13 protein-coding genes are annotated in these 16341 nt (G+C 75.5%); 5 read left to right on the top strand and 8 right to left on the bottom strand.

Annotated elements, in window-relative coordinates:
- Positions 1 to 97: 97 nt before the first annotated feature.
- A complete protein-coding gene (locus tag ACQYWQ_RS26470) occupies positions 98 to 502 on the bottom strand; it encodes a hypothetical protein (protein WP_431038075.1) in 405 nt (134 codons plus the stop codon).
- 190 nt (positions 503 to 692) lie between these two features.
- Between ACQYWQ_RS26470 and ACQYWQ_RS26465 the strand changes: the two genes are divergently transcribed.
- Both ACQYWQ_RS26465 and ACQYWQ_RS26460 read left to right on the top strand, forming a co-directional pair.
- Positions 693 to 1463 (top strand): MBL fold metallo-hydrolase, encoded by a 771-nt coding sequence (locus tag ACQYWQ_RS26465; protein ID WP_431038074.1) that lies wholly within the window; start codon positions 693 to 695, stop codon positions 1461 to 1463.
- A gap of 104 nt (positions 1464 to 1567) precedes the next feature.
- The gene (locus tag ACQYWQ_RS26460) at positions 1568 to 2224 is read left to right on the top strand and encodes a DedA family protein (protein ID WP_431039354.1); all 657 of its coding nucleotides are present in this window, start codon (positions 1568 to 1570) and stop codon (positions 2222 to 2224) included.
- A gap of 109 nt (positions 2225 to 2333) precedes the next feature.
- Here the strand turns inward: ACQYWQ_RS26460 and ACQYWQ_RS26455 are convergent, their stop codons facing one another.
- The 4 genes from ACQYWQ_RS26455 to ACQYWQ_RS26440 form a co-directional block, all read right to left on the bottom strand.
- Positions 2334 to 3536 carry a hypothetical protein gene (locus ACQYWQ_RS26455; RefSeq protein ID WP_431038072.1) on the bottom strand — a complete coding sequence of 401 codons (1203 nt, stop codon included), beginning with the start codon at positions 3534 to 3536 and terminating at the stop codon, positions 2334 to 2336.
- Positions 3537 to 3597: 61 nt separating this feature from the next.
- Positions 3598 to 4650 carry an MBL fold metallo-hydrolase gene (locus ACQYWQ_RS26450; RefSeq protein WP_431038070.1) on the bottom strand — a complete coding sequence of 351 codons (1053 nt, stop codon included), beginning with the start codon at positions 4648 to 4650 and terminating at the stop codon, positions 3598 to 3600.
- 130 nt (positions 4651 to 4780) lie between these two features.
- A complete protein-coding gene (locus tag ACQYWQ_RS26445; protein WP_431038069.1) occupies positions 4781 to 6037 on the bottom strand; it encodes a hypothetical protein in 1257 nt (418 codons plus the stop codon).
- Positions 6038 to 6293: 256 nt separating this feature from the next.
- Complete coding sequence (locus ACQYWQ_RS26440) at positions 6294 to 7913, bottom strand: ABC-F family ATP-binding cassette domain-containing protein (RefSeq protein WP_431038067.1); 1620 nt, start codon at positions 7911 to 7913, stop codon at positions 6294 to 6296.
- Positions 7914 to 8016: 103 nt separating this feature from the next.
- Between ACQYWQ_RS26440 and ACQYWQ_RS26435 the strand changes: the two genes are divergently transcribed.
- Positions 8017 to 9504: a bifunctional phosphatase PAP2/diacylglycerol kinase family protein gene (locus tag ACQYWQ_RS26435; protein ID WP_431038066.1), complete on the top strand. Its 1488-nt coding sequence runs from the start codon at positions 8017 to 8019 to the stop codon at positions 9502 to 9504.
- A 119-nt stretch (positions 9505 to 9623) separates the two neighbouring features.
- Positions 9624 to 10463 (top strand): class I SAM-dependent methyltransferase, encoded by an 840-nt coding sequence (locus tag ACQYWQ_RS26430; protein ID WP_431038063.1) that lies wholly within the window; start codon positions 9624 to 9626, stop codon positions 10461 to 10463.
- Positions 10464 to 10644: 181 nt separating this feature from the next.
- On the opposite strand, the gene ACQYWQ_RS26425 is transcribed toward ACQYWQ_RS26430, so the two are convergent.
- A complete protein-coding gene (locus ACQYWQ_RS26425) occupies positions 10645 to 12516 on the bottom strand; it encodes a transketolase (protein WP_431038062.1) in 1872 nt (623 codons plus the stop codon).
- 478 nt (positions 12517 to 12994) lie between these two features.
- Between ACQYWQ_RS26425 and ACQYWQ_RS26420 the strand changes: the two genes are divergently transcribed.
- Complete coding sequence (locus ACQYWQ_RS26420) at positions 12995 to 13354, top strand: VOC family protein (protein ID WP_431038061.1); 360 nt, start codon at positions 12995 to 12997, stop codon at positions 13352 to 13354.
- Between the two features lie 831 nt (positions 13355 to 14185).
- Here the strand turns inward: ACQYWQ_RS26420 and ACQYWQ_RS26415 are convergent.
- Together ACQYWQ_RS26415 and ACQYWQ_RS26410 are read right to left on the bottom strand one after the other, a co-directional pair.
- Positions 14186 to 15346, bottom strand: coding sequence for a HEAT repeat domain-containing protein (locus ACQYWQ_RS26415; protein WP_431038059.1), 1161 nt, complete (start codon positions 15344 to 15346; stop codon positions 14186 to 14188).
- A gap of 56 nt (positions 15347 to 15402) precedes the next feature.
- Positions 15403 to 16083: a HEAT repeat domain-containing protein gene (locus ACQYWQ_RS26410; RefSeq protein WP_431038057.1), complete on the bottom strand. Its 681-nt coding sequence runs from the start codon at positions 16081 to 16083 to the stop codon at positions 15403 to 15405.
- Positions 16084 to 16341: the final 258 nt, after the last annotated feature.

Raw genomic sequence — 16341 nt, 5'->3', positions numbered from 1 at the left:
GGCGTGACGGTGGTACGACGGCGTGACGGTGGTACGGGGTCGGCCCCGCCCGGAGTCCTCCCCGCCCGAGAAGGACGCCCGCGGGCGGCCACGGGGTTCAGCGGCCGTCGTACCCGGCCGTCGGCATGGACAGCCTGCGGTGGATACGGGCCTTGTGGGCGGCGTCGTACCGGGGCTCGGGGAGCGCGGCGAGCGCGAGTGGGACGCCCCGCAGCGCGCACAGCGCGCGGAACTCCTCCACCGGGTGCACGGCCTCGGCGAGCGCCGCGGCCTCAGCGACGACGAAGAGGTCGACCTCGCCGCGGTCGACCGGGTCCCACAGCGCCTCGTGCGCGGGCGGGAGCCCGTGCGCGAGCACTTCCCGCACGAGGGTGTGCCCGCGTGCGGCCGCCCACTGCGCGCAGTGCGCGAACTGGCTGCGGATGTCGACGAGGTACGGCTGCGTGTCGAGCCGTTCCAGGGGTACGAGGGCGGCGATCGCCACCGCGCGGTGCCCGTTCACAGCACTCCCCCGATCCGCTTCGCTGCCGGTGGCCTGCCTCCGCCACGTGCGGCGCCCGGCCGAGGCACTTGTCCGGATGAGTGACGACTCTACTGGAGCCCGTACGCTCGACGGGAGCCCGCGGGCGGTGAAGCGCGCCGCGGGCGGGCCCGCGGGCGGCCCGCGGCGGTGGCGAGGAGGAGCGACGACGGTGGAGATCACCTGGTGGGGGCATGCGACCTGCACCGTGGAGGACGCGGGGACCCGGCTGCTCACCGATCCCGTGCTGGTGCGGCGGCTCGCCCATCTGCGCCGCCGTCAGGGCGCGCTGCCCCCGCCCCTCGCGCTGCGCGCGGACGGGGTGCTCGTCTCGCACCTGCACAGCGACCACCTGCACGTGCCCTCGCTCACGCGCCTCGCGCCGGGCACGGTGGTCCTGCTGCCGCGCGGCGCGCTGCGCGCGGTGCCTGGGCTCGGGCGGCGGCTCGCGCGCCTCGAACTCGTCGAGGTGGCCCCGGGCGACAAGCAGCGGATCGGCGGGCTCGACGTCCGTGCGGTCCCCGCCCGGCACGACGGGCGGCGCTTCCCCGTGGGTCCGCGTCACGCGCCCGCGCTCGGTTACGTCATCAGCGGTACGGCCCGCACCTACTTCGCCGGGGACACCGGGCTCTTCGCCGGGATGGCGCGCGAGGCGGGCCCCGTCGACGTCGCGCTGCTCCCCGTGGGCGGCTGGGGGCCCGGACTCGGGCACGAGCACCTCGACCCCGAGCGCGCCGCGCTGGCGCTGAGCGAGCTGCGGCCGCGCGCCGCGGTCCCGGTGCACTACGGCACGTACTGGCCGATCGGCCTCGACGCGGTGCGCCCGCACGAGTTCCACTCGCCCGGCGTCGACTTCGTACGGCAGGCGGGACGGCTCGCGCCCGACGTCGCGGTGCACCTGCTCGCGCACGGCGAGAGCGTGCGCCCCGAGGTGGCGCGGTGAGCGCGCGCGTGGCGGCCTGGGACCTGGCCGTGACGCACGCGCGGGGCGCGGCCTGGGACGGGGCGCGGGCGCTCTCGCAAGCGGCCGACCGTGTCGCCGACAAGGTGCCGGGGGTGACGCAGCAGGCGGTGGGCTACCCCTCGCTCTTCCTCCTCGTGCTGCTCGGCGCGCTCGTCCCCGTGATACCCACCGGCGTGCTCGTCAGCTCGACCTCCGTGGTGGCCCTCCACCACAACCTGCTCAACCTGCTCCTCGTCTTCGTGACCGCCGCGCTCGCCGCGTTCCTCGGGGATGTGGGCCTGTACTGGCTGGGGCAGCGCGGGATGCGCTCGAAGAACGGCTCGCGCTGGCTCGACGCGCTCCGCGACCGGGCCCCCGACGACCGCCTCGCGCAGGCCCAGCGCGGCCTGGAGAACCGGCGCGTCCCGGTCCTCGTGCTCTCCCGCCTCGTCCCGGGCGGGCGCGTCCCCGTCATGCTCGCGTGCCTCATGGCGCGGATGCCGTTGCGCGTCTTCGTGCGCGGCAACGCCCCGGCGTGCCTGGCCTGGGCGGTGACGTACCAGCTCGTGGGCATCCTCGGCGGCTCGCTCTTCCCCGAGCCGTGGCAGGGCGTCCTGGCGGCGGTCGTGCTGACACTGCTGATCAGCGGGGGGCCGCCGGTGTGGCGGCGGCTGCGGGGGGACCGGCGGAAGGACGCGGCGGCGGCGGGGGACGGCGCGGGGGCGGCGAGCGGTACGGAGGAGGGGCGGGCACGGGCCTGAGCGGGTCCGCGTGCCCCGTTCGTCCCGCCCCGTACCGCTCCGCCGGCTTCTGGCTCAGGTCCACGTCGTACACGTCGGAGGCGTCGTCCCACACGTCGGAGGCGTCGTCTTACACGTCGGAGGCGTCGTCCTCCTCCTCCTGGAGGGTGGCCTCCCCCGGTCCGTCGGTGTCCACCACGAACTGATCGTCCGGGATCGTCCCGTCGTCGAAGGCCGTCTCCTCGTCCGTGCCCCCGAACAGGACCTCGGGCGGTATCCCGAAGATCGTGCCCTTCTTGCCCTTGGGCAGTGCCTTCGCCCCGGCGGGAGCGACGATCTCGCCCGGGTCGGCGAAGCGGAGGACGATGTCGAACTTGTCGCCCTTCTCGAAGCCGTCGCCCGGCTCGGCGAACTGCGTGACGTCGAGGGTGATCCCGGACAGGGTGCCGTCCTTCAGGGCGAAATCGACGCCGGCCTTCTTGTTGGGCACCTCCTTGAGGTCCTTCTTCGTGGGGAGCGAGGGCAGCTTCCCGGCCGGGAGTTCGTCGGCCACGCCGCGCAGTGCCGCCACGACGTCGGTCACCAGCGCGCGGGCGGGGGCCTCGGCGCGGATGTGCTGGGTGCCGTCCTTCGTCCCCTGGTCGTCGAAGGTGACCCGGCGCGTGACGATCGACTTGAGGTCGGTCTTCAGCTTGCGCCCGGTCTTCGGCGAGATCGGGTCGCCGGTCTCGCCGGAGTCGTCGCCGCCCGCGAGGTCCTTCAGCGTGCCGGTGTCGGTCTTGACCCACTTCCCGAGGAACAGGTCCCGGAACGAGCCCATCTCGGGGGGCAGCTCGTCCGCGCCCGGCATCGGCTCGTCGACGGTCTCGCCCAGCTTCGGGAAGTCGGCCCGCAGGTACAGGGTCTTGTCGACCATGCGGACGTCGAGCAGTTCCTCGCCCTTCCCGGAGCCCAGGGAGAGCGCCACGGCCTTGATGTCCTTGTCCCCGGCCTCGGAGAGCGGCTTGGACGCCTGCACGGACACGGAGACGCGCAGCTGGGAGACCGCCTTCGCGGCCTTGGGCGAGAGCGCGTCCTCGGGGTCCCCGGAGTCGCTGACGCGCTCCAGCAGCTCCGGGTCGGCGTCGAAGCCGAACTCGACCGTGAGTGCCTTCTGCTCGCCCAGCTTGTCGGCGGCCTTCTGGATCTTCTGCGCGGCGCTCAGGTTCTCGACGGTGCCGCAGGCGGCGATCCCGGTGAGGGCCAGCGCGGCCGAAGCGGCGACGGCGAGGGTGGTACGGCGTGCGGTGTTGATGGTTCTCCCCTGTCCTCGTAGTACACACAGGAGACCCATCGGGTCTTCACACGGTTGCAGGGATACGGGGCTACGAATGCGTAACGGCCGGCGTGCGGGCTCACCCCGTACCCGCGCCGTCCTCCCGCACCCGCGCGAGGACACGCGAGGCGCCCACCGGAAGGTCCCACAGGTCCTCGCGGGCGCGTCCGGCGGCGCGCCAGGCGGCGCGCGTGCGCAGGAGGGGTTCGAGCACGGGCTCGGAGGAGAGCAGGAAAGTGCCCCAGTGCATGGGCACCATGCGGGCGGCGCCGAGGTCGCCCGCGGCGCGCACCGCCTCCTCGGGATCGCAGTGCACGTCCCCCAGGCACCAGCGCGGGTCGTAGGCGCCGACCGGGAGGAGCGCGAGGTCGGTGCCGGGCAGGCGGCGGCCGATCTCGGCGAAGGCGGGCCCGTAGCCCGTGTCCCCCGCGAAGTAGAGGCGCGCGCCGTCCGGGGCGGTGAGGACCCAGCCGCACCACAGGCTGCGGCAGGTGTCGGTGAGGCCGCGTTTGGACCAGTGGTGCGCCGGTACGCAGTCGAAGCGGACGCCGTCGAGGACGGCGGCCTCCCACCAGTCCAGCTCAGTGACCCGCGTGAAGCGGCGCCGCCTGAACCACGGGGCGAGCCCGGCGGGGCAGAGGACGGGTGTGGTGCGGGGCAGGCGGCGCAGCGTGGGGGCGTCGAGGTGGTCGTAGTGGTTGTGGCTCAGGACGACCACGTCGACACGGCCCAGCGCGGCCCACGGGACGCCGACGGGCGTGATCCGCGCGGGCGTGCCGAGGATGCGGCGCGACCACACGGGGTCGGTGAGCACGGTGAGACCGCCGATCCGCACGACGAAACTCGCGTGCCCGGCCCATGTGACGGCGAGTTCGCCGGGGCGGGGCTCCGGCAGCGGCGCGGGCGCGTACGGGATGCGCGGCACGTCCGCGAGCCCTGCGGCCCTCGGCCGCACGCCCCCCTCGCGGACCAGCCGCGCGTACGCGCGCACCCCGGGCAGCGGCGCGCTGAGCCGGTCGCTGAAGTCGCGCGGCCACACCCGCCGTTCACCGAGCGGCCGGGGTTCGGGCGGGGCGGGGTCGCCGGGGCGCCCGAGCGGGCGCGGGGCGTCCGACGGCGCGGGGGCCGTCATGCGGGGCCGCCCGTCCCCGCGCGGTGAGGGGGTCCGGGCCTCCCGCGTCCCTGGCCGCGGCCCGCCTGTGCCGGGGCCTCTCGCACCCCACCCCGGCACAGGACGGTCGACTTCGCGCGGGGGCCCACGTTCATTCCGTTCCCTTCCCTGTGCCTGTGCCCTCCTGCCGGTGCCCCGGCGCGGGAGCGTGCGGTGGCTCCGCTGCCGCGAGGTCGCGCAGGACGGCTTCGAACATGCTCAGGGCCCGGCGGGGCTCCGGCAAGGCGAGGGGGTCCGGGGAGGTGAGCGCGGGGGCGCGGGCGGCGGGCGAGGGCCCGAGGAGCCCGGCGGTCGGTACGCGCACGCGCAGCGCGGTGAGCGGGTCGCCGAAGCGGTGACCCCCGTGCACGGGGAAGGGGAGGCGGGCGCCGAGGTCCGCTTCGAGGTCGACGGCGTCGAGGACGCCGCGCGCGGCGAGGGCCTCGCGGAAGGGGCCGAGGTCGACGAGGAGCGAGCGGCCCGCGCGCGGGGGCAGCGCGAGGGCCCCGGCGGCGGTCGCCCGCGCGTGGGCGGCGCGCGCCACGATGCCGTGGGCGCGGGCGCTCGCGCGGGTCCCCACGCGCAGTGCGCGGGGTTCGGCGAGGGCGTGCGCGGCGGGCGCGAAAAGGGGCGCGGCGGGGCGGGCGCCCTGCGCGGTGAGCGCGTCGGCGGTACGGGCGCGGAGCGCGCGGCCCGCCGGGGTGCCGGGGAAGCGGGCCAGAGCGAGGGGCCACCCGGCGGGGAGGAGGGCTCCGGCGAGGTCGCTCAGGACGACGACGTCGTCCGGGTACGCGTGCGCGGGGCTCAGCACGAGGAAATGGTGCGGGGAGTGCGGGGTGTCGCGCAGCGACTCGTCGGCGACGACGGTGAGCCCGCAGCCGGCCGCCGCCTCAAGGGCCGCGTCGATCGCTTCGGGCCCGGGCACGGTCCCCGTCGGGTCGTCGACGACGCCGAGCACGAGGAGGCGCGGGTCGCCGCCCTCGCGCCGCACCCGCCGTACGGTCTCCAGGAGCGCGTACGGGTCGGGGACGCCCCCGTACGCGGCGGGTGTGGGCACGGGATGGGCCGCGCGCCCGAGCAGCGGCGCCTGCGGCAGCCACCAGGCGGCGCAGGGGCGCGGTACGAGGACGTCGCCGCCGCGTGCCGCGAGCAGCGCGAGCAGCAGGGCGCTCCCGCCGGGCGCGACGAGCACGTGTTCCGGGCGGGTCCCCAGGCCGCGCCGCCCCCAGTAGCCGCACGCCGCCGCGACGACGTCCTCTTCCCGCGCCGCGTCCCCGAGTCGTCCCCTCAGCTCGGCGGCCGCCGCGAAACCGGCCACGGCGTACGACGGCTCAAGGAACCCGGCATCGTGCTCGCCTCGACTGCCCACGCCCCCTACTGTGCCGCGCGGGCCCGCACCGCGCGCGGGGAGACGTCGGCGACCAGGTCCTCACCGGTGACCGGCTCGCGCGGGCCCGCACGGCGCGCGGGCAGACGTCGGCGGCAGGGCCCGGGCCCGCGCCGGTACGGCGGAGAGCCGCCCGATACCGGCGCGGCGCCGCGTACGGACCTCTCGCCGATCCACCGCTTTGCCGCCTTGCCGCCTTGTCGCCCGCGGACCCCGCCGCCGTGGCGCGGCGGCCCCGTCACCTCGCTCGTGCCACCCGCCGCTCGTCCCAGACGGGCTCGGGTGTCTCGCGGACGCGGCCGTCCTCGCCGAAGACGAGGTAGCGGTCGAAGGAGCGGGCGAACCAGCGGTCGTGCGTGACGGCGAGGACCGTGCCCTCGAAGGCTTCCAGGCCCTCCTGGAGGGCTTCGGCGCTCTCCAGGTCCAGGTTGTCCGTCGGCTCGTCGAGCAGGAGCGCGGTCGCGCCCTCCAGTTCGAGCAGGAGGATCTGGAAGCGGGCCTGCTGGCCGCCGGAGAGGCGTTCGTAGCGCTGCTCGGCCTGCCCCGTCAGCTCGTAGCGCCGCAGCCGCGACATCGCGGCGCCCCGGTCCTTGGCGTGCTCGGTCCACAGGATGTCGAGGAGCGTGCGGCCCTCCAGCTCGGGGTGCGCGTGCGTCTGCGCGAAGTGCCCGGGGACGACGCGGGCGCCGAGCTTCCAGGCGCCCGTGTGCGCGACGTCGTCGCCCGCGAGGAGGCGCAGGAAGTGCGATTTGCCCGAGCCGTTGGAGCCGAGGACCGCGACGCGCTCGCCGAAGAAGATCTCCAGGTCGAAGGGCTTCATGAGGCCCGTCAGTTCGAGCTTCTCGCAGGTCACCGCGCGGACCCCGGTGCGTCCGCCGTGCAGCCGCATCGTGATCTCCTGCTTGCGCGGCGGCTCGGGCGGCGGGCCGGCCTCCTCGAACCGGCGCAGCCGCGTCTGCGCCGCCTGGTAGCGCGAGGCCATCGCGTCGCTGTTCTTCGCGTACTGGCGCATGTCCAGGACGAGCTTCTTGAGCTGCGCGTGCTTCTCGTCCCAGCGGCGCCGCAGTTCCTCGTACCGCTCGAAGCGCTCCTTGCGCGCCTCGTGGTACGTCGCGAAGCCCGCGCCGTGCGTCCACACCTCGGCGCCGTCCGGACCGGGCTCGACGCTGATGATGCGCCGCGCGGAGCGGGCGAGCAGTTCGCGGTCGTGACTCACGAAGAGGACGGTCTTGCGGGTCTGTTCGAGCTGTTCCTCCAGCCAGCGCTTGCCCGGCACGTCGAGATAGTTGTCCGGCTCGTCGAGGAGGAGGACGGCGTCGGGGCCGCGCAGGAGCGCTTCGAGGACGAGGCGTTTCTGCTCGCCGCCCGAGAGCGTGCGCACCTCGCGCCACTGCGCCTTCTCGTACGGGACGCCGAGCGCGGCGACCGTGCACACGTCCCACAGCGTCTCGGCCTCGTAACCGCGCGCCTCCGCCCAGTCCGAGAGGGCCTGCGCGTACGCGAGCTGCGCGGCCTCGTCGTCGACGGTCATGATCGCGTGCTCGGCCTTGTCCACGGCGCGCGCGGCCTCGCGGACGCGGGGCTGCGCGACGGAGACGAGCAGGTCGCGCACGGTGGACTCGTCGCGCACGGAGCCGACGAACTGCGGCATGACGCCGAGGCCGCCGCTCGACGTGACCGCGCCGCCGTGCGGCTGGAGTTCACCGGAGAGGAGGCGCAGGAGCGTCGTCTTGCCCGCCCCGTTGGGACCCACGAGCGCGGCGACGACGCCCTCGCCGATACGGAACGACACGTCCCCGAGCAGCGGCCTCCCGTCGGGAAGGAAGTACTCCACGTGCCCTGCTTCGAGATGCCCCATGCCGCGCATTGTCCGCGTCCGTCCGGGTGCCGGGCAAACTCATTTCGGTCGCCCCGCGCAGGTCGTCAGGGGTGAGGCGGGGCGGCCGGGGTACGTGTGCGCCATGACCGCAGACGTCACCTCATCGCCCTGGCGGGACCGCCTCACCTCGCTCGACTCCACCGTCTTCCGTATCGCCGCCAGCCACCGCTGGCCGGGCGCCGAGCAGGTGCTCCCCCGGCTGAGCCGGTCCGCCAACCACGGCGTGCTGTGGTTCGCCGCGGGCGCCGGGCTCTACGCGACGCGCTCCCCGCGCGCCCGCCGCGCCGCCGTGCGCGGCCTCGTCTCGCTGGGGCTCGCCTCGGCGACCGTCAACACGATCGGCAAGCGCGCGGTGCGCCGCGCCCGCCCGCTGCGCGACGCGGTCCCCCTCGTACGGCAGCTCAAGCGGCAGCCGGTCACGACGTCGTTCCCCTCGGGGCACGCCGCGTCCGCCGCCGCCTTCGCCGCCGGGGTCGCCCTGGAGTCGCGGGCACTTGGCGCGCTCGTCGCACCCGTCGCCGCCTCCGTCGCCGCTTCGCGCGTCTACACGGGCGTCCACTACCCGAGCGACGTCCTCGCGGGCGCCGCGCTCGGCGTCGGCGCGGCGCTCGCCGTGCGGGGACTGGTGCCCACGCGCGACCAGATGCCGCTGCCCGCGCGCCTCACCGTGAGCGCGCCGCGGCTGCCGCGCGGGGCCGGGCTCGTCGTCGTCGTGAACACGGGCGCGGGCTCGCCCGACCGCGTACGGAGCCTGCGCGACGCGCTCCCGGACGCGGAGGTCGTCGCGTGCGAGGGGCCGGGCCTCGCCGAGGAGCTGGAGAAGGCGGCCGGGCGGGCGAAGGCGCTCGGGATCAGTGGCGGCGACGGCTCGGTCAGCACGGCGGCGGGGGTCGCGCTGCGGCACAAGCTCCCGCTCGTCGTGCTGCCCGGCGGCACGCTCAACCACTTCGCGTACGACCTCGGGATAGAGGACGTACGGGACGCCTACCGTGCCGTCGAGCTGGGCGAGGCGGTCCTGGTGGATGTGGGGCGCTGGCGCACCGCGTGCCGCGACGCCGAGGACGGCTGGACCTCGGGGCTCTTCCTCAACACGTTCAGCCTCGGCGTGTACCCGGAGCTGGTCCAGGAGCGCGAGAAGTGGTCCGGCAGGCTCGGCGGGCGCCTCGCCGACGTCGCCGCGGCCGTGCACGTCCTGCGCCGCGACCGGCCGCTCCTCGCCGACATCGGCGGCCACCGCGAGCCCCTGTGGCTCCTGTTCGCCGGCAACGGCCTCTACGGTCGCCCGGGCCTGACGGCGGGCCGCCGCACGGATCTCGCGGACGGTCTCCTGGACGTCCGGACGGTACGGGGCGGGGGCCGTCCCTCCGCCCGCCTCCTCGGCGCGGCTCTCGCCGGTCCCCTCACCCGCTCCCCCTTCCACGCCGCGCGCCGCCTGCACCGCCTGCGTGTCACGGGCATCGAGCCGGGGACGCCGCTGGCGCACGACGGCGAGGTGGCGGAGGCGGGCAGCGTCGTCGAACTGGACAAGCTGCACGAGGCGTTGACGGTGTACCGGCCGATAGACGTGTGAGGGCGGCTCCCTCGGCCCCGGAAGCCTTCGCGTCTCGTATCACAAGACGCCTGTCTCACGAAGCGACATGCGGCGTAGCGTGAACGCACCGAATCCTCCGGGACCGAAGGAGTTCCGTCATGCCGGAAACCGCTGAGACCCCCGCCGAAACCCCGGCCGAGACGGCCGTCTACACGCACGGCCACCACGAGTCCGTGCTGCGCTCGCACCGTTGGCGGACCGCCGAGAACTCGGCCGCCTACCTGCTGCCGCACCTCAAGCCGCACATGCGCGTGCTGGACCTGGGCTGCGGGCCGGGGACGATCACGGCGGACCTCGCCGCGCTCGTCCCGCAGGGGCACGTCACCGGGATCGACGCCTCGGAGGAAGTGCTCGCCAAGGCGGCGGCGGAGGCGGAGCGGCGCGGGCTCGCGCACGTGGACTTCACGACAGGGGACGGGCACGCGCTCGCGTACCCCGACGACACCTTCTGCGTCGCGCACGCGCACCAGGTGCTCCAGCACGTGGGCGATCCGGTGGGCGTGCTGCGGGAGTTGCGGCGGGTCGTGAAGCCGGGCGGCATCGTGGCGGTACGGGACGCGGACTACGCGGCGATGACGTGGTACCCCGAGGTGCCGGGGCTCGACGACTGGCTCGACCTGTACGCGCGCGTGGCGCGCGGCAACGGCGGGGAACCGGACGCGGGGCGGCGGCTGCGCGCGTGGGCGCACGCCGCCGGCTTCACGGAGGTCACCTCGTCGGCGAGCACGTGGTGCTACGCGGAGCCGGACGAGGTGGCGTGGTGGAGCGGCCTGTGGGCGGACCGCACGCTCGCCTCGGCGTACGCGGAGCGCGCGACGAGCGGCGGGCACGCCGACGCCGCCGGGCTCGAAGCGATCTCGGCGGCGTGGCGGGAGTGGGGACAACGCCCGGACGCGTGGTTCGGGGTGCTGCACGGGGAGATCCTGTGCCGGGTCTGAACCGGGGGCGGGCCTGGGACCGGGGGCGGGTGTTCGCGGGCTGAGGGCGCGGGCGGCCCGTCCCGGGGCGGGGGCGACGGGGGCTCGCGCGGGCAGCGGGCCTCGCGCAGGCGGCGGGGCGGCACCGGCTCCGTACCCCTCGTGGCACCGCCGCCGACGCGCCCCGCGCGAGCCGCCGCCGTCAGTTCACCAGCATCCGCACCGAGGCCGTGATCGCGTCCGCGTCGATGCCCGCCGCCGCGAGGCTCTGCGCGGGTGTCGCGGAGCCGGGCATGTTGCGTACCGCGAGGCGGACCAGACGCGGCGTGGGGCGGCCGTCGTCGAAGGCGGAGGCGACGGCGTCGCCGATGCCGCCCTCGGGGTGGTGGTCCTCGACGGTGACGAGGCAGCCGGTCTCCTCGGCGGCCTTCCCCAGCGTCTCGCGGTCCACGGGCTTGACCGAGTACAGGTCGATGACGCGGACCGCGATGCCCTCGGCGGCGAGCCGGTCCGCGGCGGCAAGGGCCTCGTGGAGGGTCTGGCCCGCGGCGACGAGGGTGAGGCGGTCCTCGCTGCCCGAGCGGAGCGTCTTGGAGCCCCCGACGGGGAACTCCTCGTCGGGTCCGTAGAGAACGGGGCTCGCGCCGCGCGAGGTGCGCAGGTAGGAGACGCCGTCCGTGCCGGCCATCGCGGCGGTCAGGTGCGCGGCGGAGTTGGCGTCGGCCGGGTAGAGGACCGTGGAGCCGTGCACGGACCGCATCATGGCGAGGTCTTCGAGGCCCATCTGCGAGGGTCCGTCCTCGCCGATGGCGACACCCGCGTGCGAGCCGCACAGGGCGAGGCTGACCTGGCTCACCGCTGCCATGCGGATGAAGTCGTGGGCGCGCGTGAGGAAGGCGGCGAAGCTCGCGGCGAAGGGCCGCCAGCCGCGCGCCGCCATGCCGACGGCCGCACCGACCATCTGCTGCTCGGCGATGTACATCTCGAAGTACCGCTCGGGGTGTTCCTTCGCGAAGAACTCGGCGCGGGTCGAGTCGCCGACCTCGCCGTCGAGGACGACGACGTCGCGGCGTGCGGTACCGAGCGCGGTGAGCGCCTTGCCGAAGGCGTCACGGGTCGCGACGTCGTCGCCTCCCTTGTCCCAGCGGGGCAGGTCGAGTGCGCCGGGGACCGGGTTGCGCTGGCCCGGGGAAGCCTTCGGCTTGTGGACGGAGACGCGGATGTCGCGTACGCCGCCGAGTTCGGCGATGGCACCCTCGGGGTCCTTCAGCGGCTTGCCGTGCAGGCCCTCGTGGTCGGCGGCGGCACGTACGCCCTGCCCCTTGACGGTGCGGGCGAGGATCACGGTGGGCTCGCCGCGCGTGGACTCGGCCTCGCGGTAGGCGGCGTCGATCTCGCCGACGTCGTGGCCGTCGATCTCGATGGTGTGCCAGCCGAAGGCGCGGAAGCGGCGGGCGTAGGCGTCGAGGTCGTGGCCGTGGCGCGTGGGGCCGCGCTGGCCGAGGCGGTTGACGTCGATGATCGCGGTGAGGTGGTCGAGGTGGAGGGCGCCCGCGGCCTCGGCCGCCTCCCACACGGAGCCCTCGGCGATCTCGCTGTCGCCGCACAGGACCCACACCCTGCTGTCGGTACGGTCCAGATCGCGTGCGGAGAGCGCGAGGCCCACGCCGACGGGGAGCCCCTGGCCGAGGGAGCCCGTCGCGACGTCGACCCAGGGGATGCGCGGAGTGGGGTGCCCGTCGAGGCGGCTGCTCTCCTTGCGGAAGGTGAGCAGTTCCGCGTCGCTGACGGCCCCGGCGGCCTTGAAGGCCGCGTAGAGGACCGGTGAGGCGTGCCCCTTGGACAGCACGAAGCGGTCGTTCGTCGCCAGGTCGGGGGCGTCGAAGTCGTAGTGCAGGTGCCGGGCGAAGAGCACCGCGACGAGATCCGCCGCGGACATCGACGAGGTCGCGTGCCCGGAGCCCGCGGCGTCTGTCGCGCGCACCGAGTCCACCCGCAACTGCTGGCCGAGTTCCGCGAGCGCGTCCAGGTTCTCGGGGTCGAGCGGCGTGGCGGTGCCGGTTTCACTCGGCATGGTGGCTCCTTTCGTACGCTTTCGTACGCGAGGTGCACGGGTCGTGCACGAGCGCGGCTCTTCGGGTCCCCGTGGGCACGAGGGGCAAACGTGCGCGCGAGGCGTTTCTCCCAGTTCTCCCAGTATGGAAAGGGAGGCGGCATCGCGCGCGGCGAGCCGGTTCGCGGCCGGAGGGCGGGGGCGCGATGGGGTGCGTGGGCGCGGGCAGGGCGGTGGAGCGCGGCGGGATGGGCGGGCGCGGGTAGGGCGGCGGGGCACGGGCACGGTGAGACGAGCGGGGCGTGGTGGGGTCGCCGGGGTGCGGCGGGGTGGCGGCCGAGGGGCCACGGCTGTGGAGTGGGGCGACGGGGGGGCGGGGCGGCGGCGGGGGCGCGCGTGGGGCTGCGGCGGCGGAGGGCGTGGGGCGTGAGACGGCGGAAAGCGGGTTGGCGGCCGGAAACGATCACCTTGCGCGGGCGCGCCAACTAGGCTCGGGCTCATGGAGATTCTGGGTACCACGCTCCGTGTCTGTGTCGATGACCTGGACCGCACGGTGCCGTTCTACGAACGGCTCGTCGGCCGTCCCGCCGAGCGTTTCGACCGCGGGAACGTATCGGTGGCCGCGGTGGGGTGTTTCTTGCTGATGAGCGGCCCCGCGGCCGAGATCGAGGTGTTGCGCCAGGTACGGGCGACGCTCGCGGTCCCCGACGTGGAGGAGGCGGCGGTCGCGCTGCTCGCCTCGGGAGGCCGCGTCCTGGCGGGACCGATCGGCTCCCCGGCGGGGCGCACGCTGGTCGCGCTGCACCAGGACGGCAGCATTTTCGAGTACGCGGACCGGGGTGGGGCGGAACGGGGGTGAGGTGAGGCCCGGCGCCCCTGCCCCACCCGAGACCGAGGCCGACCGCCCGTGCGGATCGCCCCACTTGGTGGCGCGGTGGCAGGCGGCGCGGTGGCGGCAGGTGGCGCGGTGGCGTGGTGGCAGCGGCTGGCGGCGTGGTGGCTGGCGGCGCGGCGGCAGGCGGCGCGGTGGCGTGGTGGCAGCGGCTGGCGGCGTGGTGGCTGGCGGCGTGGTGGCGCGGCGGCAGGCGGCGTGGTGGCGGCAGGCGGTGCTGTGGCGTGGTTGCAGGTGGCGCGGTGGCCGCGGCGGCAGGTAGCGCGGCGGCTGGCAGCACGGTGACGGTTGGCGCGCGGCGCTGGTGGCGCGGCGGGGGCAGGCGCGCGGCGCTGGTGGCGCGGCGGCGGCAGGCGGTGTGTGGCGCGGCGGCTGGCGGCGTGGCAGCAGGTGGCGCGGCGGGCGAGCTGCCATTCGGTGGGCGGCTCGGTGCGCTGCACAGCCCCCTCCCGCCCGGGGGGCGACCCCTATACAAGTCTCCCAAATCCCCCTCCCCGCCCCCCGCCCTCCCGCGACATCTGTGGATAACCTCGGTAAACCCACACAACCGCTCACCGGAACGAGTGAGCCGATGCGAGGATTCGCCGGAGTTATCCACAGGCGCGAAGGGTGGGTGAGCGCTCACTCACCTCGACGAGGCGCCATCCGGCCCCCGGGCGGGAGGGGCCGTGCAGCGCCCCCCTGCGACGAGGAAGCTGCCCCCCTCGGCCTCCGCCCCTCAAGCCCCCCAAGCCCTCTCCCCGCCCCGCCCCCGCCCCCGCCCCCGCCTCAACTCCCTAAGCCCCAAACCCAACCCGGTCATTCCCCCACCCCCATCACCCCCTCACACCCCCGCCGCCCCAACCCATAAGCCGCCGTGACCGCCACCCCCCGGTCCTCGTCCCCCGTGAGCGCTGTCAGGACCCGCGTCGCGCTCTCGCCTGGGATGTCCGTGAGCGCCTGAGCGATCCGCCGCCTCACCGCAGGCTCGCCGCCCTCCGCCACTAGCGCCTCGGCAAGCAGCCCGACGACGCGCTCCGCCACCCCTGCCGCACCACCCCGCCCCCCACCTCCCGCAAAGACACCAGCCACCTCTCCCCCACCCTCATCCCCATCGGCCCCCGCCACCCCCGGAAGCGCACCCGGAACCCCCGGAAGCGCCCCCTCGCCCTCATCCCCCGCACCCCCCGCCAACCGGCTCAGCACATCCGCCGCGTCCACGTCCTGGCGCCCCGCCACGACCAGGCCCACGAGCGCCGGTACCGCTTCCGCGTGCCCCCGCGCCCCCAGCGCAAGGGCCGCGTGGCCCCGTACCTCGGGGTCGGGGTGGCCGAGGGCCTCGCGCAGCGGTGCCGTGGACCCGGCGCCGGGCGGGAGCGCGGCGAGGGAACGCGCCGCTCGCTCCCGTACCTCCGCCGCCGGTGAGCCCAGGCCCCGCGCCAGCGGCGCGAGCGCGCTCCCTCCCGCCCGTGCGAGCGCCCAGCGCAGCGTCCCCGCCACGTACGGGTCCGGCTCGCGCAGTACCGCGTCCGCGAGCATCTCCCCCGGTACGGGCCCGCCCTCGGCCGCCGCGAGCGCCGCGCGCTGCCTGTCGTCCGCGTTCCACGCGCTCAGCGCCCGCAGCAGCGCGGCGCCGCGCAGGACGTCGTCCCAGCCGGCCGGTTCGGCGGCGCTGATGCGGTCGAGCCTGGTGAGCAGTTCGGTCTCCGCCGCGATGCGCTCCCGCGTCCGCCTGGCGAGTTCCCCGACGAGGCGCGCGGGCGCGAAGTCCGGGTCGTCGAGCGCGCGCCCCACCTCGCGCAGCGACAGGCCGAGCGAACGGAGGCTCTCGATGTGGAAGACGCGCCGCACGTCGTCGGCCGAGTACTCACGGTAGCCGGAGGCGCTGCGGCCCTGCGGTCGTACGAGACCGAGCGCCTCGTAGTGCCGCAGCATCCGGGCACTGACCCCGGACCGCCGCGCCAGCTCACCGATCAGCACCGTCCACCACTCCTCGCGGCCTCCGCTTCCCTCATACTCCCTCGCCCCCGGGCTCCTCACCCCTGCGGCGGCCCAGGGGGCCCGTCGGGCCCCAGCGCGACGGCGCGTTTCGCCGCATCGATCACCGAGGCGAAGCCGAGCGAGGGGTCCTGCCGCAGCCGCGCGGTGGCCAGAGCGTGCGCGCGGACCTCCGGGTCGGCGTCCTCCTCCTTCCGCGCGAGGACCGGCAGCGCCGCGTCGCCGAGCGCGATCAGCGCCCGGCTCAGGCTGAGCCGCACATCGAGGTCACCCCGGCCGAACTGCGCCGACAACGCTACGGCCAGCGCGGCTTCCCCGCCCTCGGGAACGAGTACGACGGCCGTGCGCCAGGCGGTGCGCGCCACCTCGTCGTCCGGGTCGTCCAGCAGGGCGGGCGTGATCGCCTCCCAGGTCGCCGGGTCGGCGATCTTCGACAGCGTGTGCAGGGCCTGAGCGCGTGCCTGAGCGGGCTCCGTCCGCAGCGCGGCAACGAGCGGCGGCACGGTCACCGCCTCCGGGTGCCTGAGCAGCGCCCACGTCAACATCTCCCGTACGCCGAACTCCGGCTCGACCGCGCATCGCGCCACGAGCGTGCCGACGTACCCGGGGTCCGGGTCCGTGCCCGCCGCGAGCGCCGCGCGCAGCCGTACGGACTCGTCCTCGCTCTCCAGCGCCCGCACGAGCCGCGTCGTGTACGGGAGCGCTTCCCGCATGGTCATGGGACCCCTCTCCTCGCCCCCCGTGGGAGGGCTTTCGTCGTCTCTCCAGTGAAGGGCTTGCCACCGTGTCAAGGTCAAACACCGACGGCAGGGTGCCCCCGCAGGGACGGAACCTGACAGGGGCGGTACGAGACGCGGCGCGTGTACGGGACGAGCCCGCCCGCACAAGGTCCAGCCCGCCCCGCACACGACCACCCCGCCCCGCACAGCACCACGGCACCACCCCACACAGCACCACGCCGCCACCCCGCACCACCC

It is taken from the genome of Streptomyces sp. P6-2-1 (genome assembly GCF_050613165.1).
GTDB lineage: Bacteria > Actinomycetota > Actinomycetes > Streptomycetales > Streptomycetaceae > Streptomyces.
The sequence above is the reverse complement of the archived record's forward strand: the minus strand, read 5'-3'. Positions and strand labels throughout refer to the sequence as shown.